General features: G+C 65.2%; 22 protein-coding genes and 1 pseudogene. 3 read left to right on the plus strand and 20 right to left on the minus strand.

Annotation, left to right across the window (positions count from 1 at the left end):
• Window positions 1-7 precede the first annotated feature (7 nt).
• From fae to K1X41_RS04075, 5 genes are all read right to left on the minus strand, one after another.
• Complete coding sequence (fae, locus tag K1X41_RS04055) at window positions 8-505, minus strand: formaldehyde-activating enzyme (RefSeq protein WP_258566645.1); 498 nt, start codon at window positions 503-505, stop codon at window positions 8-10.
• Window positions 506-549: 44 nt separating this feature from the next.
• Window positions 550-1482: a glycine betaine ABC transporter substrate-binding protein gene (locus K1X41_RS04060; protein ID WP_220175378.1), complete on the minus strand. Its 933-nt coding sequence runs from the start codon at window positions 1480-1482 to the stop codon at window positions 550-552.
• Window positions 1483-1597: 115 nt separating this feature from the next.
• The gene (locus K1X41_RS04065; protein WP_220175379.1) at window positions 1598-2380 is read right to left on the minus strand and encodes an ABC transporter permease; all 783 of its coding nucleotides are present in this window, start codon (window positions 2378-2380) and stop codon (window positions 1598-1600) included.
• Entirely contained in the window at window positions 2377-3378 is a 1002-nt protein-coding gene (locus K1X41_RS04070) for an ABC transporter ATP-binding protein (RefSeq protein ID WP_258566646.1), read from the minus strand. Before K1X41_RS04070 ends, K1X41_RS04065 begins: the two co-directional genes overlap by 4 nt.
• Window positions 3371-4012 (minus strand): ABC transporter permease, encoded by a 642-nt coding sequence (locus K1X41_RS04075; RefSeq protein ID WP_220175773.1) that lies wholly within the window; start codon window positions 4010-4012, stop codon window positions 3371-3373. The genes K1X41_RS04070 and K1X41_RS04075 overlap by 8 nt, the downstream gene beginning before the upstream one ends.
• A 148-nt stretch (window positions 4013-4160) precedes the next feature.
• Here K1X41_RS04075 and K1X41_RS04080 point away from each other — a divergent pair, with 148 nt between their 5' ends.
• The gene (locus tag K1X41_RS04080) at window positions 4161-5075 is read left to right on the plus strand and encodes an IclR family transcriptional regulator (RefSeq protein WP_220175381.1); all 915 of its coding nucleotides are present in this window, start codon (window positions 4161-4163) and stop codon (window positions 5073-5075) included.
• 2 nt (window positions 5076-5077) lie between these two features.
• On the opposite strand, the gene K1X41_RS04085 is transcribed toward K1X41_RS04080, so the two are convergent.
• The 15 genes from K1X41_RS04085 to K1X41_RS04160 all read right to left on the minus strand — a co-directional run bounded on the left by K1X41_RS04085 (window position 5078) and on the right by K1X41_RS04160 (window position 22547).
• A complete protein-coding gene (locus K1X41_RS04085) occupies window positions 5078-5608 on the minus strand; it encodes a dihydrofolate reductase (protein ID WP_396426500.1) in 531 nt (176 codons plus the stop codon).
• Window positions 5605-6414 (minus strand): thymidylate synthase, encoded by an 810-nt coding sequence (locus K1X41_RS04090; RefSeq protein ID WP_132204823.1) that lies wholly within the window; start codon window positions 6412-6414, stop codon window positions 5605-5607. Before K1X41_RS04090 ends, K1X41_RS04085 begins: the two co-directional genes overlap by 4 nt.
• An 89-nt stretch (window positions 6415-6503) precedes the next feature.
• On the minus strand, window positions 6504-7484 hold the full coding sequence (locus K1X41_RS04095; RefSeq protein WP_220175382.1) for a GGDEF domain-containing protein: 981 nt from the start codon (window positions 7482-7484) through the stop codon (window positions 6504-6506).
• A gap of 174 nt (window positions 7485-7658) precedes the next feature.
• Complete coding sequence (locus K1X41_RS04100; RefSeq protein WP_132204819.1) at window positions 7659-9257, minus strand: APC family permease; 1599 nt, start codon at window positions 9255-9257, stop codon at window positions 7659-7661.
• A gap of 136 nt (window positions 9258-9393) precedes the next feature.
• Window positions 9394-9870, minus strand: coding sequence for a hypothetical protein (locus K1X41_RS04105; RefSeq protein ID WP_243642892.1), 477 nt, complete (start codon window positions 9868-9870; stop codon window positions 9394-9396).
• Window positions 9871-10032: 162 nt separating this feature from the next.
• Window positions 10033-10635, minus strand: coding sequence for a 4-hydroxy-tetrahydrodipicolinate reductase (locus K1X41_RS04110; RefSeq protein ID WP_309478068.1), 603 nt, complete (start codon window positions 10633-10635; stop codon window positions 10033-10035).
• Window positions 10636-10693: 58 nt separating this feature from the next.
• Complete coding sequence (locus K1X41_RS04115) at window positions 10694-12082, minus strand: M16 family metallopeptidase (RefSeq protein ID WP_132204815.1); 1389 nt, start codon at window positions 12080-12082, stop codon at window positions 10694-10696.
• A 55-nt stretch (window positions 12083-12137) separates the two neighbouring features.
• Window positions 12138-13262: an NYN domain-containing protein gene (locus tag K1X41_RS04120; protein ID WP_220175383.1), complete on the minus strand. Its 1125-nt coding sequence runs from the start codon at window positions 13260-13262 to the stop codon at window positions 12138-12140.
• 128 nt (window positions 13263-13390) lie between these two features.
• Window positions 13391-15664 (minus strand): polyribonucleotide nucleotidyltransferase, encoded by a 2274-nt coding sequence (locus tag K1X41_RS04125; protein WP_220175384.1) that lies wholly within the window; start codon window positions 15662-15664, stop codon window positions 13391-13393.
• A gap of 184 nt (window positions 15665-15848) precedes the next feature.
• Window positions 15849-17423, minus strand: a complete 1575-nt coding sequence (locus K1X41_RS04135; protein WP_396426501.1) for a Dyp-type peroxidase — start codon at window positions 17421-17423, stop codon at window positions 15849-15851.
• A gap of 198 nt (window positions 17424-17621) precedes the next feature.
• On the minus strand, window positions 17622-18836 hold the full coding sequence (gene efeO / locus K1X41_RS04140) for an iron uptake system protein EfeO (protein ID WP_132204805.1): 1215 nt from the start codon (window positions 18834-18836) through the stop codon (window positions 17622-17624).
• An 8-nt stretch (window positions 18837-18844) separates the two neighbouring features.
• The gene (gene efeU, locus K1X41_RS04145) at window positions 18845-19747 is read right to left on the minus strand and encodes an iron uptake transporter permease EfeU (RefSeq protein ID WP_133616132.1); all 903 of its coding nucleotides are present in this window, start codon (window positions 19745-19747) and stop codon (window positions 18845-18847) included.
• Between the two features lie 274 nt (window positions 19748-20021).
• Window positions 20022-21614 carry a phosphoglycerate dehydrogenase gene (gene serA, locus K1X41_RS04150; RefSeq protein WP_132204801.1) on the minus strand — a complete coding sequence of 531 codons (1593 nt, stop codon included), beginning with the start codon at window positions 21612-21614 and terminating at the stop codon, window positions 20022-20024.
• A gap of 89 nt (window positions 21615-21703) precedes the next feature.
• On the minus strand, window positions 21704-22024 hold the full coding sequence (locus tag K1X41_RS04155; RefSeq protein WP_132204799.1) for a hypothetical protein: 321 nt from the start codon (window positions 22022-22024) through the stop codon (window positions 21704-21706).
• Window positions 22025-22028: 4 nt separating this feature from the next.
• On the minus strand, window positions 22029-22547 hold the full coding sequence (locus K1X41_RS04160; protein WP_220175386.1) for a hypothetical protein: 519 nt from the start codon (window positions 22545-22547) through the stop codon (window positions 22029-22031).
• A gap of 159 nt (window positions 22548-22706) precedes the next feature.
• On the opposite strand from K1X41_RS04160, the gene K1X41_RS04165 reads away from it, so the two are divergent.
• Together K1X41_RS04165 and hrpB are read left to right on the plus strand one after the other, a co-directional pair.
• Window positions 22707-23627 (plus strand): hypothetical protein, encoded by a 921-nt coding sequence (locus K1X41_RS04165; protein ID WP_243736006.1) that lies wholly within the window; start codon window positions 22707-22709, stop codon window positions 23625-23627.
• A gap of 1 nt (window position 23628) precedes the next feature.
• Window positions 23629-26264: pseudogene (gene hrpB / locus K1X41_RS04170) on the plus strand (ATP-dependent helicase HrpB).
• Window positions 26265-26849 lie beyond the last annotated feature (585 nt).

Here is a 26849-nt window from a genome sequence, read left to right on the forward strand (position 1 = left end):
GTGTTGGTCAGGCTTTCGTACTCGGAAGGGATGCGTCGGGAATCTCGGGGGCGGTGTAGAACGGGTTCCGCGGGGCAGCGCGGGCAGCGAGCACATCTGCGGTAGCTGGCAGGCCACGCGCCCCGTTTTCCAGTGCTTCGCGGATCGAACGGCGGTTGTTGCGGTATACCTCGTCCGCATCATCTGCACCGGGGTTGACCCAGACCGCAGCGATGAGTGCGTGACTATCGGCCTCAGCTGCGGTGATGATGCCATCGGCGACTGCATCGGCGACGCCCGCCGCGACTCCGGCCTGCGCCGGCCCCCAGATGAGCAGTCCGTGCTCGTCCGAGTCCGGCGCCGCCTTGGTGACAAACAGGGTGAGTGGTTTCACCGGGAGTGAAGGTCGGAGCACGGCCACAAAGGGCACGTGTCCGGCGCTCGGAGAAGCGAGCGCGGTCGCCCAGGCGGTCCCCGTTGGACCGTCGCGGTGACCGAGCACTGTATTGATGTGAGCGGCGTTCACGCCGTCTCCGACAAAGGACTCGCCAAGTTGCACGCGCTCGCCCACTAGATCAGGCCCTGCTCGGTGAGCCAGTCTGTTGCGACGTCTTCCGGTTCCTCGCCGTCAACGTCGACCAGAGCGTTCAGCTCCTGCATCTGCTCAGTCGTGAGTAGCGGCGAGACCTCCGCAAAGATGTCCGCGATCGCCGGGAACTCGTCGAGTGTCTTCTGCTGCAGGGTGAGCGCACCCTGGTACACGGGGAAGAACTCGAGATCGTCCTCCATCACGACCAGATCCAGCGCGGGGATCCTGCCGTCCGTCTGGAATACCTCGCCAAAGTTGCAGTCTTCGCCCTTCTGCGTTGCCGTGTAGATCACACCGGTGTCCAGCAGCGCAACGTTGCTGTCGGGTACATCGATGCCGTAGGCCGCCTTCAGCCCTGGCCAGCCATCATCGCGAGTGGAGAACTCGCTCTCGATGCAGAAGGTCTGCTCGCTCACTGGCAGCTTCGCGACGTCACTCAGCGTTTTGACGCCGAGTTCCTTCGCCTTGTCCGCGCGAATCGCGAACGAGTAGGTGTTGTTCAGCGGTGCGGGGTCCAGCCAGGCGATGCCGTTCGCGGCGTCAGCCTCCTGGGTCGCTGCAAACTGCGCCTCAACCCCCTGCACGGGTTCGGTGTTGCCGTTGTAGGTGATCCAGGCGGTGCCCGTGTACTCCCAGTATCCGAGGAACTCACCGGATTCGAGCGCCTGCCGCACGTTCTGCGAGCCGACAAGCTTTGTATTCGCCTCAGTGTCTGCGCCGTGCGCGTTCAGCAGCTGGCTTGTAATGTGGGCGAGGATGCGCTGCTCGGAGAAGTCTTTGGCGCCGATCGCGCCGGTCAGTCCCTCAAGCTCGGTGCCCTGGCTGCCTGCCGCGGCGCCTCCGCTGGCACAGCCGGTCAGCGCGAGGCTGCCAGCAGCGAGCAGCGCAACGACGAGTGATGATTTCTTCAGCATGGTGTCTCCTTTGATCTCATGGTGGTGCGGTGGTCTTGAGTAGTTTCAGGACAGTTCAGGGTGAAACAAGGCCCTCGCCGCGCGCCGGCGGCACATGTCTGGATCGCTCCATCGCTCAGATGCCCTTTGGCGTCAGTACGTCTTCGGCGATCCCGGCGATCCAGTCGATGAGCAACGCAATACAAGCGACGAGCACTGCCCCAACGGCGAGTACTGGGAACCGCTGCAGTTTCAGGCCGTTCACGATCATGTCGCCGAGGCCACCAGCGTTGATGAACGTTGCGATCGTCGCCACTCCGACACAAAACACGAGCGAGGTGCGCAGACCAGCGAGAATCACGGGCACTGCAAGCGGAAATTCGACGCGGACGAGCGCCTGCGGTGCGGTCATTCCCATCCCCCGTGCCGCTTCAAGGATGTTGGGGTCGATCTGTTGCACGCCCACCATCGTGTTGCGAAGCACCGGCAGGAAAGCGTAGATCACGAGGGCGACTAGCGCAGTCGTATATCCGGTTTTCCAGACGATCGCGAGCAGGATGACCACGCCGACGGCGGGGGTCGCCTGACCGATATTGGCGATCGCGAGCACGGTTCCGCGCACCGCGGTCGATCGGGTTTTCGCCAGCATCACGCCGAGTGGGATCGCGAGGATCGCGACGATCGCGGAGGCGACAACGGTGAGACTCAGGTGCTCTCCAACGCGCAACAACAGATACTGCTGGTTCAGCGTGCGCTGCTCAATCGAGTCGAGATCCGTCGCGGCGATCGATGCCCAGAGCGCGAGAAGCACCACCAGCACCACTGCAGGAGTGGTGAGCCGACGCAACCAGCGTCGCTCTGCTTTGACCGGGACGGCGGGGGCTGCAGCCGTCTGGATCAATTCGGTCTGGGTACTCATGGCCGCTCACCGCCGAGCGCGGCCGAGACATCCGCCACGGTCAGAGAGCCGAGCACGCGGTCTCCGCTGACGACGTCTACCGCGGGTGCCCCGGTGAGCACGAGCAGGTTGAGCGCGTCGCGCAGATTCTCCTGCTCATCAATCGTGGGGCCACCAGCAGCCGCGCTGAGCTGCGCGCTCCGCACCGGCAGGAGTCCAAGTCGCTTCAGCGCTGCCCCCTGGCCGATGAACGAAGCAACATACTCGTTCGCCGGGTTTGCGAGGATGTTTGCCGGAGTATCGAATTGCTCGATCTGACTCCGCTCACTCAGCACCGCGATGCGGTCACCGAGTTTCACGGCCTCATCGAAGTCGTGTGTCACAAAAATAATCGTTTTCCCGATCGAGTCCTGGAGGCGGAGGAACTCGGCCTGCAGGCTCTCGCGCGTGATCGGGTCGGTTGCACCGAAGGGCTCATCCATGAGCATCACCGGTGGGTCTGCCGCGAGCGCACGGGCAACACCAACACGCTGCTGCTGGCCACCGGAAAGCTGTTTGGGATAGCGGTCGGCAAAGGTGCCCGGATCGAGGGAGACGGTCTGCAGCAATTCGTCAACGCGGTCAGCAATGCGGTTCTTCGACCAACCCAGCAGCGTTGGCACGACCGCGATGTTCTCAGCAATCGTCATGTGCGGGAAGAGCCCGATCTGCTGGATCACATAGCCGATGTGGCGCCGCAGCTCGTTCGGATCGAGCGAGAGTACATCGCGGCCGTCGATGCTGATACTCCCGGAGCTCGGTTCAATGATGCGGTTGATCATCTTCATCGTGGTGGTCTTGCCGCAGCCGGACGGGCCGACAAACATAATCAACTCCCCTGGCGCGATATCCATGGTGAAGTGGTCGACCGCCGGCGTGGTCTGACCGGGGTAGGTCTTGACGACATCGCGAAGCGAGATGGCGACGCCCGAGGTGTTCTGGGCGATCTGGGTGATTCCGGTGGCAGTTGATTCAGACACGAAGACCCCTTGAGGTGGTGAGGCGGGTGATGAGTACGAAGAGTGCATCGACAACGAGCGCGAGCACCACGACGCCGACGGTGCCGGTCAGGGCGTAGTTGATCGCGTTCTTCGAGCCGAGGGAGGACAGGCCCTGGAAGATGTACTGTCCCAGCCCTGGTCCAGCAACATAGGCGGCGATCGCCGCGATTCCGATCGTGAGTTGTGCGGCAACGCGCACACCGGTCAGGATGATGGGCCAGGCAATGGGCAGCTGCACGCGGACCAGAATCTTTGCTGGCCCCATGCCCATGCCTTTTGCCGACTCCATAATCGCCGGGGAGACTTCTCGGAGCCCGACCACAGTGTTGCGCACGATGGGCAGCAGCGAATAGAACACCAGCGCGAACACCGTCGGTCCCCAGCCCAGCCCAAACACCGGAGTCAGGAGTGCGAGCAGTGCAAGTGACGGAATCGTGATTGCCACGCCGGCCGCGGAGATTGCCAGCGAGCGCGGAACAGGTTTGTTCCACACCAGGAGGCCGATCGCAACACCGATCGCCGTCGCGATCAGCAGCGAGAGCGAAACCACTGCGAGGTGCTCGAGCACCAATTCGAGGACGTCGTCCCAGCGCCGGCTCCAAAATGTGAGCAGACCCGAGGCGTCAAATGAGGTCACGTCGGTGTGCTCCTTCCTCGTCGTTGAGACCCGCCGGTTGTCGGGCAGCTCCGAGCATACGCAAGGGGTTTCAAATAAGGCAAGTTTGGTTGTGCGTATGTCAACTGACGGATAGATTGGGTCTATGAACGACCGCACTGACGCGACACCTGCCGCGCCCTCCCGCCGAAACGCCTCGGGCCTCCGCCGCGATTTCGCGCTCCTTGAAGTACTCGCAGGATCCGCCGCGCGCGCCTCCGGCGGCCTCGGCGTACTCCGGATCGCCGAGCTCACCGGGCGCGATAAGGCCCAGGTCTCGCGCACGCTCGCGACGATGGCCGAAATCGGGCTCGTCGAGCGCGACCCGGACACGCTCAGTTACCGGCTTGGCCACCAGCTTTACGCTCTGGCGGCACGCACTTCAGAGGCCCGGCTCGTGCACGAGGCAGCACCAGCGCTCCGCGCGTGTGTGGCTGGCACCCACGAGACCACACACCTCTGCGTGCTTCGTGGTGGCAGCGTACTCACCCTTGCCAGCGAGCTGAGCGAACATGCGTTCCGCGGCCTCGGCTGGCAGGGCGTCAGCACCTCAGCGTGGCGCACTTCTTCTGGGCGCGTATTGATCAGCGGGTGGTCTGAGGCCGAATTGCGCGCTTGGTATCGCGACCACGCGGCAGACGATCCGGTTGTGAACTCGCGGCCTGCAATCTCTGCCGGATCAGTGCTCCCTCCGGTGCCCGCCGCAGGCAAGGCGCTGGTGCACGACATCGACTCACTGCTCGCGGAGATTGCGCGGATCCGCGAACGTGGGTATTCAAGCGTCGATGAAGAGTTCGAGGCCGGCGTGGTCGGAGTGTCAGCGCCGGTCATCGACCAACGCGGCGCGATCATCGCCGCACTGAACGTATCGGCCCCGAAGGCGCGCCTCGGTCAGCACCTGGACGCGGCAGGCAGATACGTTGCCGGCATCGCACGCGAGCTCTCCGCGCAGCTTGCCCAGCGGGCCGGCAGCGAGGCACGGCCGGATGCCGGGCGTGAGCGGCAGACCACGAGCCGCTAAGCCTACCCCCGCTCGTACCTGACAAAGCGATAGCTGAGCCCGGAGGCCGCGTCGAACCGCGGTGAGTCGTCCGCCCCAGGAACTTCGACCCACTCGGGGCCGAGCTCCGGCGCTCGGGTGTCGCCGGTGATCTCGGCCGCGATACGCGTGATCTCGAGCCGATCTGCGAGCGGCAGGGTCTGCCGGTAGAGCTCGCCGCCACCCATGACCCACACCCACTCGGGGGCCTCGTGCTCCGGAGCGCTCGCGAGTATGAGCGCCGCCGCAGGCGAGTCAGCGACGAGCGCACCTTCCGCGGCCCACTCCGAGTTGCGGGTCACCACGATGTTGGCGCGACCGGGCAATGGCCGGAACCGCGCGGGCAGCGAGTCCCAGGTGCGGCGGCCCATGATCACGGGCGCGCCGAGCGTGATCCGCTTGAAGTGCGCGAGGTCACCCGGCAGGTGCCACGGCATCACACCGTCCATGCCGATCACGCCGTTCTCGGCTTGCGCCCAGATCAGACCGATCCGCGGAGCAGGTGCCTCGCTCACACCGCCACCGGAGCTTTGATGCCCGGGTGGTGTTCATAGCCCAGCACCTCGAAGTCGTCGAGCGTGTAGTCAAGGATCGAGTCGGCCTTGCGGATCGCGATCTTCGGGTACGGGAACGCCTCGCGGGTCAGCTGGCGCTCGACCTGCTCAACGTGGTTGTCGTAGATGTGGCAGTCGCCGCCGGTCCACACAAACTCGCCAGGCTCCAGTCCGGTCTGCTGCGCCACCATGAGCGTCAGTAGTGCGTAGGACGCGATGTTGAATGGCACACCGAGGAACATGTCCGCTGAGCGCTGGTAGAGCTGGCAGGACAGCTTGCCGTCTGCGACGTAGAACTGGAAGAACGCGTGGCACGGGGCAAGGGCCATCTCGCCAAGGTCAGCGACGTTCCACGCTGAGACGATGAGTCTGCGGGAGTCAGGATTGTCTCGGATCTGCTCGACCACCTGAGAAATCTGATCAATGTGCTCGCCCGACGGAGTCGGCCAGGAGCGCCACTGCACGCCGTAGACCGGACCGAGATCACCCTTTTCGTCGGCCCATTCGTCCCAAATAGTGACGCCGTGCTCTTTCAAGAAGGCCGTGTTTCCCTCACCGCGCAAGAACCACAGCAGCTCAACAGCGACAGACTTGAAGTGCACTCGCTTCGTCGTAATGAGCGGGAATGACTCCGCGAGATCGAAGCGGATCTGACGTCCGAACAGGCTGCGTGTCCCCGTGCCCGTGCGGTCCGATTTCGGATCGCCGTGCTCGAATACCTCGCGCAACAGGTCCTCGTATGGGGTAGAAATCTGATTCGCAGTCACGTGAGCGAGTCTACTCGCGGGCACCGACAAATGGGCTGCGCCGGGTCAGCGCGGCGAGTGAGCACTGCACCCCGGCCCTCGCGCGGCAGCTATCCTGCACCACTCACCGGCTCAGCTTTGCGCCCTCGCTTGCCCGTCAGCATCAGCAGGTCCGCGCGTGAGATGAAGTCTCCCGGGCTTTCCCCGGCCCGCCACTCGGATACCCCGAAGGACCATCGGGGATCCGGCACCTTGCGTTGGAGCCGCGCACCGGTCCGCGTGGCTCCCTCGGCATCGCTGCCGACAAGCAATAGCGCAAACTCATCCCCGCCAAAGCGCGCGAACACATCCTGCGGACGGGTGTGCTGTTGCAGTTCGGCGGCGAAGCGCTGCAGCACCAGATCACCAGCGGCATGACCGTGCTCGTCATTGACCGCTTTGAACCCGTCGAGATCCAAATACAGCATCGAAAGCGGTTGCCCTGCGCGTTGGGCAGTCGGAATGAGCTTGCCGAGCAGCCGCTCAAATCCACGTTTGTTCCACACATCACACAGTGGGTCGGTGATGGAGGCGCGCTCAAGCTTCGCTTTGAAGTGTCCGATCAGTTCTCCGAGCACGGCCCCCGTGACTGCAAGGGTCAGCAGCACCGTGGTGATCTCCCCGCCAAAGCGCAGCAGCACGAGTCCGGCGTACAGTCCGATCCATGTGTAGCCGAGCACGCGCGCGAACCACATCGGCAAGAACCACACGAGATAGATGAAGAACGGCAGAAACAACAGTCCAAGATTGATCGCCCGCAGCGGAGTCGGAGTGAACCATACCGACGGCACGACCACACACAGCACGCCGATCATGAGGGCGCCTGCGGCGAATCCGGTGAAGCGACGGCCCGCAATGAAAATAGTGATGCCGGCGATAAAGCACAGAAGCGCGATGATCACCAGATCGGGGCGAGGGGCAGCCGACGCGCGCAACAGCGTCGCGTTCGCAGTGGCGAACACCCCGCCAGCGAGCATGAATGAACCGGTGGCGATGGAGAGCTCAGACTGCGCACCACGCGCCCAGGTGCCAAATACCGTTGTTGTGCGCACGCTGCGGTTCCCCTCCCCAATGAGTCGAGCCGCGCTCACCCGCCGCGCGGCCCGAATTCCCGGTAATTCTAAAACAGATTCGCTTCCCGGCGCGCCGCTGCGCGTGCACTCCTGCTGAGAAAAGACGTAGGGCGCCGTCGCGATACTTCGCGACGACGCCCTGGATTCGAAACGCTAGGAGCCGAGCCCGTCATCGAACACCGGCATTGCCGAGGTGTCCGACTCCGCGTCCGCCTTCGCGAGGATCTCGCCGCGGAAGAACGCCGGCGTTGAGCGCGCCTGCACGAACATCAGCACGACACCGAGGCCGAGCACCACGACGCCGATGATGCCGACCAGGCCGATCCCTCCCACATTGCTCCCGGAGCCGAAGGCGGGATCCATGCTGTCGATCGTGGTCTGCACAAACACGATGAGCAGCAGAATGCCTCCGATGCCCGGCAGAATCACACGAGAGAGCACGGCTCCGAAGCCCTCTTTTCGAGCGGTCTTGCGGAAGTACCAGGGGCTCGCGAGCGCCGTGATCCCGTAGTAGAAGCAGACCATCATGCCGAGCGCCGTGATGGTGTCCCAGAGCACGTCCTCACTGATGAAGCGCATGATCGCGTAGAACACCGACGCCACGATCGAAGAGAGCATGAGCGCAACGTACGGCGATTTGAACTTCGGGTGGATCTTCTTGATCGCCGGAGGCAGCGCGCCGTAGTGGGACATCGCGAGCAGCGTGCGTGCCGGCGAGATCGCGGTCGAGTTGATCGATGCCATCGCGCTCACGAGGATCGCAAGCGACAGCATGATCGCAGCCGGGCCCATCACCGGGTGCGCGAGCGCTGCGAACACGTTCTCCGCAATCGACGGGTTGTTCAGACCGGTGCCGGTTTCGCCGAGACCAGCAAACGCCACAGTGGCCGCCGCAGTGCCGACGTAGAGCACGACGAGGATCAGCACGAGGATCATCGCGGCCTTGCTCTCCGTTGAGAGCCGCCCCTTCGAGGGCTTCGTCTCTTCGCCCATCGTGAGGATGGTGTCCCATCCCCAGTACACGAAGATGGAGACAGCGATACCGGCGGCGAAGGCGCTGAAGCTATCCACTTCGAGCGGGTTGAACCACGACAGTTCGGGCAGCTGCCCGGCAGCGTTCGCGGGGTCAGCGGCACCCACAAACATGGCGACAATGAACCACACCATAATGGCCATTTGGAAGATCACGGTGATGTACTGGAAGATCTTGGTCGATGTCATGCCGCGGTATGAGATCAGCGTGGCCACCGCCATGAAACAGAGACACACCAGGATGTTGATGAACTTGTTGTCCGAGATCTCTGCGATCTCCGGATTGTTCATCAGAATGCTGATCGACTGGAAGAGGAACTCGACCGCGATTCCTGCGAGGTTTGAGAGCACGAGCACCGTCGCCGCGATGAGCCCCCAGCCGGCCATCCAGCCCACCCACGGGCCGAACGCGCGCGCGGCCCAGGTAAAGGATGTGCCGGAATCCGGCATCGCCGAGTTCAGCGCGCGGTAGCCGAGTGCGACCAGCAGCATGGGAATGAACCCCATGAGGAAGATCGCGGGGGTCTGATACCCGACCTCGCTGGCGGCGGGCCCGATGGCCGCCGTCAACGTGTATGCGGGAGCGCACACCGAGAGCCCGATCACGAGCGCACCCATGACCCCCACGGTTCCCGAGGGGAGCCCCTTTTTGCTGATACCGGTGACCGAATCAAGCGTGCGAGTTCGTGGCTCGGGAGCGTTGAGGTCATATTTGGCCATGACAACCGTGCTTTCTGGCGCGAGGTGTTGCGCATCGTCGGCGACAGGTGATTCCTTGACAGAATCCGCACGAGGTCATCCTGGCCCCGATCCCTGGCTTTCGGGCATCGAGTCTATGCACGCAATGGCGATTTCCCTAATCCTTGGGAGCTATGCCACTGATTTCGTTCTTTTCAAGCCCAATTGCTTCGCGAATCGCTGCACGAGCGCGTTTTCGGTCTCCACATGCGTCGTACACGATCCCCAGCCGCATCCACGCTTTCCACGATGACGGATGGGCCTCAACCTCTGCGCGATAGCGCGGGAAAGCCGCGTCAGCGTCCTCTCGCATCGGACGCCCAGATGGCCGCGTAGCGACCGGCTCCTCCGGCATCATGCCGGCCGCGGTGAGCTGGTCCGCGAGGCGCGTGGACTGCCGTCCGAACTGGAGCTCACGCAGCAGGGCCCACACGCCGATCAGCGGGAGGACCAGCATCGCGACACCCATCACCACGGGCAGCGGCGCCCCTGAGCTGAGCAAGCCGATCGCCCGGATCCCCGCGAACACGAAGTAGAGGGCGAGCAGAAGGCTCATGATTGAGACGCCGATGATGGCGCGGACCCGCGCGTTCACGCGGAGACCTCCGCTGGGTGCGAGCTGTTCGCGCGTCCGAGGCCCCGAGCCCGAGCGCCCGGTCAAGCCCGACCGTGAGACCGGATGCTGTGGTGACGAACTCCAGCGCGGCGCGGATCCCCGCGCGATACGCGTCATTCGAGTGTGTGTCGTGCGTCACTGTCAGCACCTCGCCTGGCCCCCGAACCGCACCTCCTGCTTCGCGACAACTCCGGCAAGGCGAAGGCTGTGCACTGGGATGCCCGCGACGAGCTCGCCCCGCGCAGGCTGCTCGGCGAAGGGCGCGTCTACTGGGCGACCAGCCCGGGCCTCGGCCACGAGCTCAGCGGTGCGCACGGCGGTGCCGGAGGGTGAGTCCACCTTTTGGGGGTGGTGTGCCTCGATAATCTCAATTGCATCGAAGTACGGCGCAGCGGCACGCGCGAGTGCCGTGCCCAGCACCGAACCGAGTGAGAAGTTGGGGACGACAATCGCGCCGCCGTCGGCGTCGCTCACACGCCGCTCGAGCACAGCGAGCCGCTCGGACGACCAACCACTCGTCCCCACGATGACGCGCTGACCGCGCGCAAGCGCACGCGACACGATGTCCTCCGACACGTCCGGATGGGTGACGTCGATCAGGATTTCCGCGTCGGCTCCTGCATCAGGAGCTGAGGTGCTGGACAGTCGGGCGACGAGCTCAAAATCCGGATGCTCCTCGACCACCTCGCACACGAGGGATCCAAGGCGGCCTGTGGCTCCGGAGACGGCAACGCGATTCGACATACCCCTAAACTACCGCGTCTCGCGCTGCGCTCGTGCGCCGGCAGCGCCCCCGGCGCAGCTACGCTGTCGGGCTGAGCGTAGAGCGTGAGATGTCACCGACGGCCACCACGGTGAGTGGCCGCTCAGCAATCGCCGCCGCAACAGCGCGGATCTCATCCTGCGTCACCGCACCGAAGCGCGCAAGCGAGGTGTCGAGGTCATACAGCTCACCCGCCCCCAATTCGGCGCGCGCAAGGCGGCCCATTCGCGTCTCCGAGTCTTCCAACGCGAGTGCCGTTGACCCGGCGATCTGGCCCAGAGCACGCTCGTGTTCATCCGCAGTGATCCCGCCGTCCGCGAGTTTCTGCAGTTCCAGCTGGCTCAGTTCCAGCACCGCTGTGGCCTTCTCCGGCGCGGTGCCCGCGTAGATGCCGAACAGGCCGGCGTCCGAGTAGCTCGCCCCGAAGGAGTACGCCGTGTAGGCGAGTCCACGCTTCTCGCGGATCTCCTGGAACAGCCGACTCGACATCCCACCCCCCAGCACGGAGTTCATGATGCCGAACGCAAAGCGGCGCGGATCGTTGCCGCGCAGGCCCGGCGTGCCCAGCATGAGATTGATCTGCTCGCTCGGGCGTTCGGTGACACAGACACGCTGTGCGGTGGGCGCCACACCCGCCAGGGCGGCAGCAGGAACCGGATCACTCACGGCCAGCGCGCGGCGCACCGGTGCCTGCTCGCGATCGGTGTGCCACCGCTCCTCCGGCGACGCGTTCAACGCTGCAACGATCTGAGCCACAAGTGCGTCGTGATCCACCGCACCGGCCGCGGTGACGACGAGCGTCGAGGGGTCGTAGCGATTGCGATAGTGCCGATCGACGTCATCTCGCTGGGCGCCGCGAATCGTCTCAGGCAAGCCTCCGATTGGGCGGCCCAGCGGGTGATCGACGAGCACCTCTTCGAACAGCTGCTCACTCGCGACATCAGCGAGATCATCGGCCGCCATCGCGAGCTCTTCGAGGATGACCCCGCGCTCGTTCTCGAACTCTTCGGCGTCGAGCACCGAGTTCGTCACCATATCCGCGAGCACGGTGACTGCCTCGGTGAGGTCCGCGTCGCGCACCTTCGCGTAGTAGCAGGTGTATTCCTTCGCGGTGAGCGCGTTGTGCTCGGCACCCATCCGGTCGAAGGTGGTCGCGATCTCGTACGCATCACGGCTCGGCGTGCCTTTGAACAACAGGTGCTCAAGGAAATGCGTTGAGCCGAGACTTCCCGGTGCGTCGCCGCGCTCCGCCTGCTCATCCCGGGAGCCCACTCCCACCCAAAAGCCGATCGACGCGCTTCTGGCGCTCGGCATGAGTTCGGTAAGCACCCTGAGCCCGCTCGGGTGAACCGTGCGGCGCATCAGACTGCCACTCAGATCAACGGTGAGTTCAGCCTGGTCAAGGGGCAGGAGGATCGGTTCGCGCATCCCCCCAGCCTATCCGGCGCGGATGTGCGCCCACGTCGGCGGCGTGGTTCAGTACCTACTTGTTCTGATCTTTAAGCCGCACGAGCCGCTCGTGGCCAGTCTCCTCCAGCTCGGCCACATCTGCGCGTGACTTCAGGAAGTCGGAGAACGAGCGGAACCCCAGCGCGCGCTCGTTAAAGGAGGGGTCCATGCGCCGCATCTGCTGCTTCACCGCTGAGCTGTAAAGCCAGCCAGAGTCATCTTTATCCTGGCTCAGCCAGAGCGCCCGGATCAACAGCCCGGTTGCATCGAGTTCCGGATCCGAATCCGCGTCATCGTCCTCGTCATCGTGGTGGAGGTGATCGAGTTCTTCGAGCTCGTCGGGTGCATCGCGATCCGCGCTTGCCTGGGCCTCATCTCGCGCGTCCCGTCCGCGCCTCGAGCCACGGCCCCGCGGTGCTTTCTCGGGCACGGTAGCCAGGGCAGCCTCGAGCACCTCCGCGGCGGCGTCGAGAGCGCCCTCAGCATTCTCGGCGCTCGAGGTGTCTGCGGCCACCTTCGTGACACCTGATTCGCGATCCGGCTGCGGGGCACGTGCCCTGCGGCTGCGTGCGGCCGGCTGCTGCGGCTCCGGCATCTTGACGCCCGGGAGCGCGTCATAGCTCGCGAACTCGTCGCAAGCGGCGGTGAGTGACTTCGCAGTGGACCCCGCAACTCCGATGCCGACGACGTAGCGGCCGAGTCGTTTGCAGCGCTGCGCGAGCGGCACGTAGTCGGAGTCTCCGCCCACGATCACGACGTGGCTGAGATCGTCCAGCCGGAACATGTCTTCCACGGCGTCCACGGCGAGCCGGATGTCCGCGCCGTTCTTCGCATACGCCGCAGCCGGGAACAATTGCACCAGATCCACCGCGCGCGCGACGAGTTGTGAGCGGTACTGTGCGTTGATGTGCGACGACCAGTCAGCGTACGCCCGCGTCAGCACGAGCGTGCCAAATGACGAGGCGAAATCAATGATGGCACCGACATCTACCGCTGCGGCCTGCAGCCGCTCAGCGATGTCGGGAGCCGAGGGGTCCTCGGCGATGCGCTGCCGATCGCGCGAAAATGAGTTGCGGCCGTGCACCCGGTCATACCAGGAGAGCACGATGTTGTCGAAGTCGAGATATACCGCTACGCGACCGTTCTGAGTATCCGCCATGGCATCAGTCTGACAGGCTCACACCGCGCTGTCTGCACGCAGATGCAAACGCGCCCGCCGATCCCGGGTGAAACCGGAAGCGGCGGGCGCGTTGCGTGCCCTGGGATGAGCCAGGGCCGCAGCGGAGATTACTCCGCGGCCGGCGCCTCTGCGAGCTCGGCCGCATCGGCGGCGGGCGCCTCAGCTGCCTGCTCCTCGAGCACGGGCTCGAGTGAGAGCTTGCCACGATCATCGACCTTCGTGATCTTCACGAGGATCTTCTGACCAACGGAGAGTACGTCATCGACGCTCTCGATGCGCTTGCCACCGGCGAGCTTGCGCACCTCGGAGATGTGCAGCAGGCCGTCCTTGCCGGGAAGCAGGGAAACGAACGCACCGAACGCGGCGTTCTTCACGACGGTGCCGAGGTACTGCTCACCCACCTCAGGGTTCTGCGGGTTCGCGATCGCGTTGACCTGGGCACGAGCAGCCTCAGCCGCGGGGCCGTCAGTCGCGCCGATGTAGACGGTGCCGTCATCATCGATCGAGATGTCAGCGCCGGTCTCGTCCTGGATCCCATTGATGGTCTTGCCCTTGGGCCCGATCAGCTCGCCAATCTTATCGACCGGGATGTTGACCGTGATCACGCGGGGCGCGGTCGGGGCCATCTCGTCAGGGGCGTCGATCGCCTGGTTCAGCACGTTCAGGATCGTGAGGCGAGCCTCGTGCGCCTGAGTCAGCGCGCCCTTGAGCACGTCAGCCGGGAGGCCGTCGAGCTTGGTGTCGAGCTGGATCGCGGTGATGAACTCTGACGTACCTGCGACCTTGAAGTCCATGTCGCCGAGTGCGTCCTCTGCGCCCAGGATGTCGGTCAGCGCAGCGTAGCGGGTCTCACCGTTGACCTCGTCAGAGACGAGCCCCATGGCGATGCCCGCAACCGGAGCGCGCAGCGGGACACCAGCGTTGAGCAGCGACAGCGTCGAAGCGCACACCGAACCCATCGAGGTGGAGCCGTTTGAGGACAGTGCCTCGGAGACCTGACGGATGGCGTACGGGAACTCCTCGCGGCTCGGCAGCACCGGCACGAGTGCGCGCTCGGCCAGGAAGCCGTGCCCGATCTCGCGACGCTTCGGCGAGCCAACGCGGCCGGTCTCACCGGTCGAGTAAGGCGGGAAGTTGTAGTGGTGCAGGTAGCGCTTGCTCGTGATTGGCGACAGCGAATCGATCTGCTGCTCCATCTTGAGCATGTTCAGCGTGGTGACACCCAGGATCTGGGTCTCGCCGCGCTGGAAGATCGCCGAACCGTGCACGCGCGGGATGACCTGGACCTCAGCGTCGAGCGCGCGAATGTCGCTCGTGCCGCGGCCGTCCATGCGGACACCCTCGGAGAGCACGCGGCTGCGGACGATGTCCTTGGTGACCGACTTGTACGCGGCCGAGACCTCATTGTTGGCGGACTCGGGCAGCTCGCCTGCGGCAACCTTCGCCGCGATCTGCTCCTTGACGCGCGCCTTCAGCGCGTCATCAGCGTTCTGACGCTCCTGCTTGTCAGCGATCTGGTAGATCGGTGCGAGCTCCTGGCGGGCGATCGCGTCAACAGCGGCGAGCACCTCGTCGGTGTAGGGCAGGAAGACCGGGTAATCAGCGATCTCCTTGGCCGACTGCGCGGCGAGCTCGGACTGCGCCTTGCACAGCTGAGCAATAAACGGCTTGGCTGCATCAAGACCGGCGGCGACGACTGCCTCGTTCGGCTTCGTTGCACCGCTGCGGATGAGCTCCCAGCTCTGCTCGGTTGCTTCAGCCTCGACCATCATGATCGCGACGTCCTCTGCACCGTTCTTGTCGGTGACGACGCGTCCGGCGACAACGAGATCGAAGACCGCGTCTTTCAGCTGCTCAACGTTCGGGAACGCAACCCACTGATCGCCGATCAGTGCGAGGCGGACACCGGCGATGGGGCCAGAGAACGGCAGACCCGAGATCTGGGTCGACGCGGACGCCGCGTTGATTGCCAGCGCGTCGTAGAACTCGCCCGGTGCGATCGACAGCACGGTGATAACGACCTGGACCTCGTTGCGGAGACCGCTCACGAAGGAGGGGCGCAGGGGGCGGTCGATGAGGCGGCACACGAGGATCGCCTCGGTCGAGGGACGGCCCTCGCGGCGGAAGAACGAGCCGGGGATCTTGCCGGCAGCGTACGAGCGCTCCTCAACATCGATCGTGAGCGGGAAGAAGTCGAAGTGATCCTTCGGCTGCTTGGATGCGCTGGTGGCGGAGAGGAGCATGGTCTCCTCGTCCAGGTACGCGGCAACCGCGCCCTGTGCCTGCTGCGCGAGACGGCCGGTCTCGAAGCGGATCGTGCGCTTTCCGAACTTGCCGTTGTCGAGGACTGCCTCGGCGAACTTGATTTCAGGACCCTCCACGGGTACTCCTTTACTTCGGGTGAGCACGCAGCAACTGCTCGCGTGAGCCGATTGGCCCGCGAGTGCTGATCAACAGTGGAGGGCCACCCAGGGAACGCTGCGGGCACGCCCTGAGGGATCCACCACCGAAGACCAGCCACCGTGTGCTCGCTTCATCGTTGTTGCGAGCAAACGCCCGCGCTTCTCAGGATAGCACCGCGGCCCTCCATGGCGGGTGAAAACCCTGGTGCCGCATAGACTGGAGCGCATACTTCCGCAGGACCGAACGGAGCCCAGGCTCATGCCAGCAGATCAGGATCCCGTGATCCGTCGCAGGGCGCGCCGCGACACCGCGATCATCCTGTCCCCGCTCGCGATTGGCGTGCTCCTGAACGCAATCGTGCGCCCCTGGCTCGCGACGTTCATCGACGCAGAAGAGATCCGCCGAGGTGCGGCAGTGCGCGGCTCGGACCACTGGTGGGAGCCGACCCCGCACGCCGTTGCCGAACACCCCGTGATTTCCTGGTTTCTGAGCGTCAGCGACGGCGCGATCGCCGGGGTACTGCTCGCGAGCTGCGGGCTCATCGCGATCGCGATGTGGCTCCGCGGGCGCAGCGCGAGGCGCCGCAGCGAGCGGCTCCTCGCGGCTACGCAGACTTCGTGAAGAGCGCCTGACCGACGTACTCCCCGGCGAGATGCCGCGCGGGATCGCCCACAGCCCCGAGCCGACGTGGCGCAGGTACTCGTTCATGCTGTCAGCCTTGAGGCTCTGCTGCACGCGCACAAACGTTGCCGGATCCTTCTGGAAGCTGATAAAAAAGAGGCCAGCTCCGAGTTGTCCGAGCGGGTTCGAGCCGTCCACGTAGTTGTAGCCGCGGCGCAGCATCCGCGCGCCACCGTTCTGCTCAGGGTGCGCGAGCCGCACGTGAGCATCCGTCGCAATCGCGGGACCGCCTGCGGTCGAGACAGCCTCGAAATTCGGGGCGTCAAACTCGGCACCTCCTGAGAGCGGGCCTCCCTCTCCCTTGGTGCGCCCCACGATCCGTTCCTGTTCGCTCAGCGATGCACGATCCCACGTTTCGATCGTCATAGCAATCTTGCGCGCGACCAGGTAGCTCCCCCCGCGCAACCACTCCTGCGGGTGCGACTCCGGGACCCAGATGTGTTCCGCGAGCCCCTCCCGGTCCTCGGCCATCACGTTCGCAGTGCCGTCTTTGAAGCCAAACAGATTGCGTGGCGTGTCCTGGCTCTGCGAGGTCGACGAGGTGCGCCCGAAGCCGAGCTGGCTCCACGCGATCCGCGCGCGTCCCATCGCTATGCGGCTCAGATTCCGGATCGCGTGCACGGCGACCTGCGGATCGTCTGCGCACGCCTGAATGCAGAGATCGCCACCGGTCGTGGCCGAATCGAGCAGGTCAAACGCGAACGCTGGCAGCTCAGTGAACTCGGCTGGCAGACGCTCGGCGAGGCCGAAGCGATCCTCGCCGTCTTTCGTTTCGAACAGGCTGCGTCCAAAGCCAAACGTGAGCGTCAGCTTCGCTGCCCCGAGGCCCAGCGCCTCACCGGTGTCGGACGGTGGTGCGAGCGGTGGCCCGGATGCGGCACCGCCTGCTCCGAGCTCCGCGCCGCGGGTAAGCGCCTCGGCCGCGACGGTCCAGTCGGAGAGAAGCTCAATGAGCGCTGCACGGTCGACTCCGCGTAGCAACTGGAAACTGGCGAAGTGCAGGCGATCTTGCGCTGGAGTGACGATCCCTGCCTGGTGAGCTCCGCGGAACGGCACCGCGCCGGAGCTCGAACCGCCGGGGTTGCCTGCCCCCGCAGCGGTCGCGAGCGCTGCTCCCCGGCACCACCGACAGCCAGGCCGACCGCCCCGCTCCCGAGAAGACCGAAGAGCCCCCTGCGGCTCACACGATTGGGTTCGGGCGCGCCAGTGTCCGGCTCCCCACTCGGGGTGCCGGACACTGGCGTCAACTCCTGGTTATGCAGCGCTGACTCCCAGCACGGTGTGGGTCAGCTGCGACAGCGGCTCGCTCAATGCGTTGAGCTGAGCGCCGAGCTCGTTTCGGGCGTTCTGATCCACAGTTGAATAGTCCACGAAGCCACCCTCGTAGTCACCATAGGTGGCGAGGAGCTCGAGCATCGCGGCGAACTGTGTGTCGAGCGTCTTCGTGAGCTCTGCACCCTCGTCGCCCTTCGCCGCCGCGATGTCGCGCACGGCCTCGTAGGCCACCTGCGCGCCTTCGACGTTGGCAGTGAAGTCGTAGAGGTCGGTGTGCGCGAACTCATTTTCCTCACCAGGCAGTTTACCGTCGGGCGCTGCGATCTCGTCGAGCAAACCGATGGCCCCGTTCGTGATATCGCTCAGCGAGAGCGTGAAGTCATCGGAGTGCACAAGATCGTAGAGCGAGGTGATGTCGGTGACGAGTTGCTCCCCGAGGGTCGCGCGCTCAGCGGGCGTGAGCGCGACGATCTTCTCGTCGGGATAGTTCTCGGCTGCCGCATCGAGCCAGAGATCCATTTCGATCCGGTGGAACCCGGTGAAGGGCAGCCCCTCGGCCTCGGCGCCCGGCTTGCGGTAGTCGATCGAAGGATCAAGATCACCAAACTGCTCCGCGGTCGGCTCGATCCGCTCGTAGCTGACGCGCGCCAACGGGAACAAGCGCTTTGCCTCAGCGTCCTCTCCCGCGACGTACGCATCAACGAACTCTTGCACCTGCGGCAGCAGTTCGGCTGCCTGGCTCTTCACGTACGCGGTGTAGCTCGCGACCGCTGCGTCCTCGGCTTCGGCATCATCCGCGTTCGCCTCGACGCTTTCGCCCGTCACAGTGAACGGAGTGGTTCCGATCCCGGCCCCGACCATTCCCGGCTTGCAGACAGTGAAGTACTCACCCGGCTGGGCGACCAAGGTGAGATCGCGGCTTGCGCCGGGTGCGATGTTCTCGACCTCACCGACGATACTCAACTTGTTCTCTGCGAGAACGTAGAACTCGGTGACCTGGTCACCCGAGTTCGTCACCGTAAAGGTGATCGGCCCGCTCGCGGCAGTGTCGGCGCTGACCGCGCAGGAGTCTGCGCCCGAGTCGACGGTGAGGGCGGCGGCTTCACCGGAGCCGGCATTCGGCACACAGCCGGTGAGCGTGAAGGCAGCGGTCGCAACGGCTGCGGCAATGATGAGTGGTCTACGGGTGTGCACAGTGGCTCCTAGGTAGCTGGTTGCGGAACGAGAGTGGGACGTGGCGCTGGTTTCGGACGCAAGGCCCGACGGAGGAACAGCGCCATCGTGGGAACGAGGTACAGCACATATCCGACGAGTTCGAGCTTCGTCATCTCGGGTGCGAAGCCGATCGTGCCTTTGAGTAGGCTGCCGAGCACGCCGTCAGGGGCGATCAGGTGCGGGATCCGGAAGGCCCACGCTGCGTCTCCATACCAGGACTGCACGAACGCACTGGCGCCCTCTGGCGCCATCGCAAATGGGCCAGGCAGGACCGCGGCCTCCTGCAGGTCGTGGATCGCATACGCAACAACGCCTGCTGCGAAGACGATCAGCAGTGCGCCCGTCCAGGTAAAGAACCGCGCAAGATTGACGCGAAGCAAGCCGCGGTAGATCAGCCAGCCGAGCGCAGCAGCGAGCACAATACCCCCGACGGCCGCGAGCAGTCCGACGAGTGGGCTCTCCCCTGAGGACCGGGTCGTCGCCCAGATAAACAGTGCGGTTTCAAGGCCCTCGCGACCCACCGAGAGAAACCCGACCGCCACAATTCCCCAGCCGGATCCCGCGATGGCGTCGCCGAGCTGCCCTTCAAGCGCGCCGCGCATTCCGCGCGCGGTCCGCAGCATCCAGAACACCATCCAGGTGACAAGGGCGACCGCGAGCAAAGACAGTGTTCCGCCAATGATCTCCTGCGCTTGGAACGACAATCCGTAGGCGCCAAATGTCAGCACAGCGCCGACGGTGAGCGAGACGATGATTGCGAGCGCGACACCTGCCCAGATTCGCCAAGCTACGTCGCGGCGGCCGATGCGGTTGACGTACGCGAGCAGAATACCGACAACAAGGGCGGCCTCGAGGCCCTCGCGCAAGCCGATCAGGAAGGTACCGAGCATTCGTACTGCCTCTTCCGCGGGAGTGATGTGATGTTGGTGAGGTAAGCCTAACCCGAACCTCGAACACACTACTCCGGCAGCCCGCGCACGACAAGTTTTGGTCAGTGTTTTCTTCGGCAAGCCCCTCGCACCACAGTGCGCTGCCCCGGTCCAGCGCGCCACTCCACTGGCAGCCGCCGCCCCACAAGCGCGAGCGGCAGCAGTTCCGCACTCGCCGGATCAACGCAGAACACCCCCGCCAGCCGGCGGGGGTGTTCTGCGTTGATCGTGTGGGCTAGAGCGCGTCGATATCAATCGTGTGAAGCTCATCCGCGCCGATCGCTTCGCGCAGGCGGACAATGACGTCCTCTGCAACGGGCGAGTCGACAGAGAGCACCGACAGCGCGGTCCCCTTCTTTTCGTCCCGAGCGATCTGCAGGCCAGCGATATTGACGCCGGCCTCGCCGAGCTCTGCACCATAGGCGGCAACGATGCCCGGGCGATCGGTGTAGCTAAACACCACCAGGTGCTCGGGAATGGGCAGCTCAACCTCGTAGCCGTTGACCTCAACGATCTTCTCGACCTGCTTCGGCCCGGTCAACGTGCCGGACACAGACAGCGCTGTGCCGTCAGTGAGCGCGCCACGGATCGTGATCACATTGCGATAGCTCTCCGAGTTCGCGTCGACCGTGAAGCGGACCTCTACGTTGCGCTGCTCCGCGAGCAGCGGTGCGTTGACATAGGACACAGGGTCGCTCACGACCTTCGAGAAAATACCCTTGAGGGCCGCGAGGCGCAACGCCTCAACGTTGCGCTCTGCAAGTTCCCCGTGCACCTCAATGTCGAGCGACGCAAGGGGGCCGGCAGCGAGACCTGCGAACACCTGGCCGAGCTTCTCGGTGAGCGGCAGCCCCGGGCGCACGTACTCGTCGATCACGCCTCCTGCAACATTGACCGCGTCCGGCACCAGGTCGCCTGCGAGCGCGAGGCGCACGGACTTCGCAACCGACACGCCTGCCTTCTCCTGAGCTTCTTCCGTCGAGGCGCCGAGATGCGGGGTGACATTGACGGTGGGCAGGCCGGTCAGGCTCGTATCAGCGGGAGGCTCCTGCACGAACACGTCGAGCGCAGCGCCCGCAATCTCGCCAGCGGTCAGCGCCTCGGCCAGCGCGGCTTCATCAATCAACCCACCGCGGGCGACGTTCACCACGTACGCTGTGCGCTTCATCGCCGTGAGCTGCTCTGCTCCAATCATGCCGAGCGTTTCCGGCGTGCGCGGCATGTGGATCGTGAGGAAGTCAGCCCGCGCAACGAGCTCGTCAAGCGAAACCAGCTGCACACCGAGCTGCTGTGCCCTGGCCGCTGTGACGTAGGGATCATATGCAACGAGTTCGACTCCGAACCCGCGAAGACGCTCGGCAACGAGCGCACCGATGCGGCCCAGGCCGATGATCCCGATGGTCTTCTCGTAGAGTTCCGTGCCTGTGAAGGAAGAACGCTTCCACTGGCCCGCTGACAGGGACGCATGCGCGCGCTGCAGGTGACGAGCGAGGCCCAAAATATGGGCAACGGTCAGCTCAGCCGCACTGATCACGTTCGAGGTCGGCGCGTTGACCACCATGACACCGGCCTGCGTTGCGGCCTTGATGTCGACGTTATCGAGGCCGACGCCCGCGCGGGCGACCACCTTCAGCTTCGGCGCCCAGCTGAGCGCCTCCGCGTCAATCTGTGTGGCGGAGCGCACGAGCACGGCGTCGGCGGTCGCGAGCGCCGAGCGCAGCGCGTCACGATCCGTACCGTCGACGTGCACCACCTCGAAGTCGGGGCCGAGCGCGGCGATAGTGGCGGGCGAGAGTTGTTCGGCGATCAGCACGACCGGCGCAGACATCAAGCGAATCCTTCGGGTCAGCGATAAGGAAACTACGCGAATCCGCGCAGAGACTTCAGTCTACTGCCGTGCCACGGCGACTCAGAACGCTATGCGAAATATGACGACTCAGGAATGACATGCATCAGGTCCAGCTGCCACACGGCGATTGCTGCAATCCCGGCTGCCAGCAGCAAAATGCGGATCCCTGGCTTTCTGCCACGGCCGAGTACCAACGCGGCGGCGAGCACCAGGAGCGGAAGCAGGATACCGACGCTGAGCCAGATCCACCCGGTCACACTCAATCCGGTGCCAAGCGCCCCGCTCAGGCCGAGCATGCCGGTGAGGTTGCCAACGCCGGTGATCGTTGCGTAGAGGTAGAGGCCGCACAGCAGCACCCCAACACCCCACGCGAGAATGCGTGAGACCACGTTCCTAGCCTCCTCTGGCAATGAGCATCGGCAATGGCAACAGCACCACAGCACCGATCGCGAGCAATAGTGAGAGCCTGGCGGTGCGCCCGCCGCGGCTCAGCACGAGCGCCGTGAAGAACCACAGCGCAGGCGCAAACGGTGCGGCCCAATAGACGATCTGCTGCAGCACGCCACCGATGGACCCACTGCCAGCCGCCGTGATCGCGTTGACCTCGGAATACGCTTGCGCCACGATGGCCCAGCCAACGGTGTAGAGCAAGTACAGCCCACCGAAGACGCCGAGCGCCACGAGGGCCCCATTCGACACCTGCGTCCCGGGTGGGGCAGTTGCCTCTGCTGTCTCCGCAGCGGTGTCCGGGTCCTTCACACCTGCGGGATCGCCCGCTGAGGCGTGAGCAAGTGCGCCCGCGGAGTCCGCCGGGGCAGTGACCGCAGGATCGCCGATCCCCTGTGGTGCTTCCACTGTCCAGCCGCTCGCGAGCCCGCTCTCACGCGGCACCGGGACCGTCTTTTTTCGCATGTCTCCAGCTTAACTTCGCTCCGCTCTGAGACACCCGGGAGCTGAGTCCCTGGCGTGTGGCGGCAGATGCAAAGGCAGGCCGCTCCTCTTCTCCTGCGGCACGGCTCCTACTACAATTGCGAAAGATCCCACTCAGCACGCACAAAGGAACTCACGATAGTGACAGAATCTCGGAAGAACAAGAGCGACGACGCCACTCAGCTGGGTGCACCGGCGTGGACGCCCACCGCCGAAGCGAAGGCAAAGGCCACGCGCTTCCGGTGGATCGCGGCTGCGCTTTGGTTCGTGGCAATCGCACTCGAGGGTGTCGCGATCTTCTGGCTGTTGCGTCAGCGTGAGTTCGTGGGTGAAGACGGCACACTGGTCCGCGATCCAGAAACGGGGCTCCTCGAGACCCAGAACGCCACTGCAGTATTCCCGCAGTGGGCGTTCACGATGCTCCTCATTTCACTCGTCGTGATCGCCGCTCTCGCGATCACCGGCTCGGTGCTGTGGAAGAAGGCCAACCGCCTGGATCCCGCCCAGCGATCCGAAACCGTGCGCTTCTTTGTGCAGAACCAGCTCGGTGCGATCATCGCCATCGTCGCGTTCCTCCCGTTGATCATCCTGATCTTCACGAATAAGGACATGGACGGCAAGCAGAAGGGGATCGCGGGCGCTCTGGGTGTGGTCCTCGCGATTGCCGCCGCAGCGGTGGGCGTCGATCTGAACCCGCCGTCGGTGGAGAAGTACACGGCAGACCAGTCGACAGTGATCCAGCTACTCGGCTCGGACGAGGTCGTCTGGGTCGACGGCGGCAAGGTGTACCACGTCTGCGAGGACGTCTCGGATATTCAGACCGGCAGCGACAAGCGCACCGGAACCACTGCTGAGGCGATCGAGGCAGGAAAATCCCGCCTCACCCTCAAGTTCGCGAGCGAGCTGCGGGCCTGCAACCTGAATGTGCCAACGAATGCCGAAGAAATCGAGGCGGCGCTCAAGGAGATCCAGAACGGCAGTACGTCCACCACGCTCCCCGCCCCCGTCTGGTCGGATCCGAGTAAGGCGCCGATCGTAGTTGAGAGCGCCCCAGCAGCGTAACGTGTGCGAGGGCCAGCATCTCTTCGACCTCCACCGGATCGGTGCCGACCTCCCCGTCGCGAATGCCCGCGTCGAACTTGAGCAAGCGGTTGCGACCGGCGCCGCCGTGGTCACTGCTCCTCCTGGCACAGGAAAGACCACATATGTGCCGCCGCTCGTTGCCAACTTCGTCGCAGCACAACAGCCTGCCGTCGACCTGAGTGACCCCCACGCTGCAGTGGATCGCCCCGGTCGCGTATTGCTCAGTCAGCCGCGGAGAGTCGCGGTGCGCGCGGCAGCAAGACGACTCGCGACCCTCGACGGCAGCGAGCTGGGTGGCCCAGTCGGCTTCACTGTGCGCGGCGAGCGCACCGTGGGCAGGAACACCAGGATTGAGGCGCTGACCCCTGGCGTGCTGCTGCGCAGGCTGCTCGCCGATCCGGCCCTCGACGGTGTCAGCGCAGTGGTCCTCGACGAAGTCCATGAGCGATCAGTGGACGGCGACCTGCTGCTCGGCATGCTCGCTGAGCTCCGCGAGTTGCGGCCCGAGCTGATCGTCATCGCAATGTCTGCCACGCTCAACGCGACCGGAATCGCCGAGCTGCTCGGCGGTGCCCCCATCGTCGCCGTGCCAGCCGTGCTGCACCCGCTCGATGTGGCGTATGCCCCCGCCGCCGCCCGGCTCGACGAGCGCGGCGTGACCCGCGGCTTTCTGGCTCACGTCGCTGAGCTCGCGGTCGCCGAGCAGGCCGCCGCCGCCTGCGACGCACTCGTGTTCGTACCCGGGGCACGCGAGGTGGACGAGGTGGTGCGGCTCATTCGGGATCGCACTGCCGCCCGCCCAGCGGCTCAGCAGCTGGAGGCATTGCCGCTGCACGGTCGGATTCCCGCGCGAGATCAGGATCGCGCAGTGTCCGGCCGGCACGAAAGCGAACCGCAGCGCATCGTCGTGAGTACCTCGCTCGCGGAGAGCTCGCTCACCGTGCCAGGGGTTCGGCTCGTCATTGATGCAGGGCTGTCGCGTGAGGTGCGGCGGGATCGCGGCCGCGATATGACCGGGCTGGTGACGGTGAGCGCATCGCGCGCGAGCGCAGAGCAGCGCGCTGGTCGTGCGGCACGCCAGGGCCCGGGTCGCGCGGTGCGCGCGTACTCTGAGGCGGAGTTCGCGCGGATGCCAGCTGCGGCTCCCGCCGAGATCATGTCGGCCGATCTCCTCGACGCCGCGCTGCTGCTCGCAGCCTGGGGCACGCCGGGCGGCGTGGGGATGCGGCTACTCACGCCGCCTCCCGCCGCAGCGATGGCGCTCGCCACGACCGAACTCCGCGCACTCGAACTCACCGACGAGGCCGGTAGGCCGACACCGCTCGGCCGCCACGTTGCTGGCCTCCCGATCGGGGTGCGCGAGGCGCGCGCGCTACTCTCGGGCGCAGCGCAGCTCGGTGACGCAGCGCGCACCGCGGAGGTCGTTGCCGCGATCTCCGATGACTTCCGCGATCCCGGCGCTGATCTCGGCCACCTGCTCCGTGAGCTGCGTTCCGGCCGCGCCCCGGGGTCGAGCGCTGGCGGCGGGAGTGCCGCCGACTCACGGGGATCGCCGCGGCCGAGATCAGCGCGATTTCTCCCGCTGACCACCTCGTTGACAGCGCCGCCGCCGAAACCAGCACCGACGCCACCGGCATTGTGACGGCGCTTGCGCGGCCCGAGTGGATCGCACGTCGCACCGGCGAGCACTCGCGCAGCTACTTACTCGCGAGCGGCACGAGGGCCGCCCTGCCGGAGTCGAGCGCCCTCGTCGCGAGCGAGTGGCTTGCCGTGCGCGAGGTGCAGCGCGCCGCAGGTCGCGCCGCAGACGGCACGGGCGCGGTGATCCGTCTGGCTGCGGCGCTCAGCGAGACGGATGCACTCAGGATCGGCGGCGCACTGCGCAGGAGTGAGCGCATCGCGCGCGTCACCGATGGGCGTGTGCGGGTGAAAGAACTGCGCGCGCTCGGCGCGATCCTGCTCTCGGAGAGTCCCGTGGCCCCGCGCGCCAAGGACACCGGCCCGGCGTTCGCAGCCCACCTGCGCGAGACAGGCCTCGCCGCGCTGCGCTGGACAGAGACCGCCGAGTCTCTGCGCGGCAGGCTCGGCCTGCTGCACCGCGAACTCGGAGCACCCTGGCCCGATGTGAGCGATACGGCGTTGCTCGCGGGGGCCGACAGCTGGCTGGGCCAGGATCTCGCGCGGCTCGGACCGCAGTCCTCGCTGCACGGGATTGACCTGACCTCGGCGCTGCGGCGGCTACTCCCCTGGCCGGAGGCCGCGCAGCTCGACGCGCTCACGCCAGAGCAGTTGGCCGTGCCTTCGGGATCCCGGATCCGGATCAGCTATCCCGATCCTGACGATCCCGCAGGCCGGCCGGTTGTGGCCGTGAAACTGCAGGAGCTGTTCGGCTTCGCTCAGACCCCGCGGATCGTCAACGGCCGGGTGCCGATCCTGTTCCACATGCTGTCACCAGCGCGCAAGCCGCTCGCCGTCACCGACGACCTCGCCTCGTTCTGGAACGGACCGTACCAGGACGTGCGCAAGGAGATGCGCGGGAGATACCCCAAGCACCCCTGGCCAGAGGATCCGTGGACCGCCGAGGCGACCGCGCGCACGAAGCGGGCCCACGAGTAGCGCCACACGACTCGTTCAAGATTCTGAGTAGTCGTGCGCTCAACTAGCGGCGGAGCTGCCAATGAGCAGCGGCCGATACATGTTGTGAGCAGCACCCGGTTGCACGAGCGAGCAGCACCCGTCGAGCCAAGACCGGTTTCCACTCGCCGCGCCTGTTCTGCCGTCGCGTCAGCACAGCGTGTTTTCGCATATTTGCGTCTCAGGCCTCGATCCAGACCGTTCACAGCACGATCCTGTCCATGATCGCGTCATTCTTCACGTCGCTGCCGAATCGCTGATGCCACCCCGTACTTCGCATACTGTGTGGCAATACACCCCATTCGAGCATAGAGTCTGCTGTGGAGATGGGTGGATTCGCCACAGCACATGAGTTGCTGATCAAAATAGGACCAACGCATGACAACACTCAATTCCTCTGCCACCCACACGAAACCCAATCCTCGTACACGATTTCGCGCGCTTCTTTGCGGCGGCCTGTTGGTGGGCATGGCGCTTAGAGCTCCGCTTGCGACGAGCACTCCTGCGAGTGCTGCAGGCGCTTCTCCATGGAAGACGCGTAAGCAGTACTCGGCTGGAAAGCTGCGC

The sequence above is a fragment of the Leucobacter luti genome (genome assembly GCF_019464495.1).
Classification (GTDB): domain Bacteria; phylum Actinomycetota; class Actinomycetes; order Actinomycetales; family Microbacteriaceae; genus Leucobacter; species Leucobacter luti_A.

Coding starts and splice junctions, on each gene's coding strand:
- K1X41_RS04060 (WP_220175378.1), bottom strand. CDS start 1,482: ATGCTGAAGAAATCATCACTCGTCGTTGCGCTGCTCGCTGCTGGCAGC.
- K1X41_RS04065 (WP_220175379.1), bottom strand. CDS start 2,380: ATGAGTACCCAGACCGAATTGATCCAGACGGCTGCAGCCCCCGCCGTC.
- K1X41_RS04080 (WP_220175381.1), top strand. CDS start 4,161: ATGAACGACCGCACTGACGCGACACCTGCCGCGCCCTCCCGCCGAAAC.
- K1X41_RS04100 (WP_132204819.1), bottom strand. CDS start 9,257: ATGGCCAAATATGACCTCAACGCTCCCGAGCCACGAACTCGCACGCTT.
- K1X41_RS04110 (WP_309478068.1), bottom strand. CDS start 10,635: ATGTCGAATCGCGTTGCCGTCTCCGGAGCCACAGGCCGCCTTGGATCC.
- K1X41_RS04115 (WP_132204815.1), bottom strand. CDS start 12,082: ATGCGCGAACCGATCCTCCTGCCCCTTGACCAGGCTGAACTCACCGTT.
- K1X41_RS04120 (WP_220175383.1), bottom strand. CDS start 13,262: ATGGCGGATACTCAGAACGGTCGCGTAGCGGTATATCTCGACTTCGAC.
- efeU (WP_133616132.1), bottom strand. CDS start 19,747: ATGCTCGGTACCTTCCTGATCGGCTTGCGCGAGGGCCTCGAGGCCGCC.
- serA (WP_132204801.1), bottom strand. CDS start 21,614: ATGTCTGCGCCGGTCGTGCTGATCGCCGAACAACTCTCGCCCGCCACT.
- K1X41_RS04160 (WP_220175386.1), bottom strand. CDS start 22,547: ATGCGAAAAAAGACGGTCCCGGTGCCGCGTGAGAGCGGGCTCGCGAGC.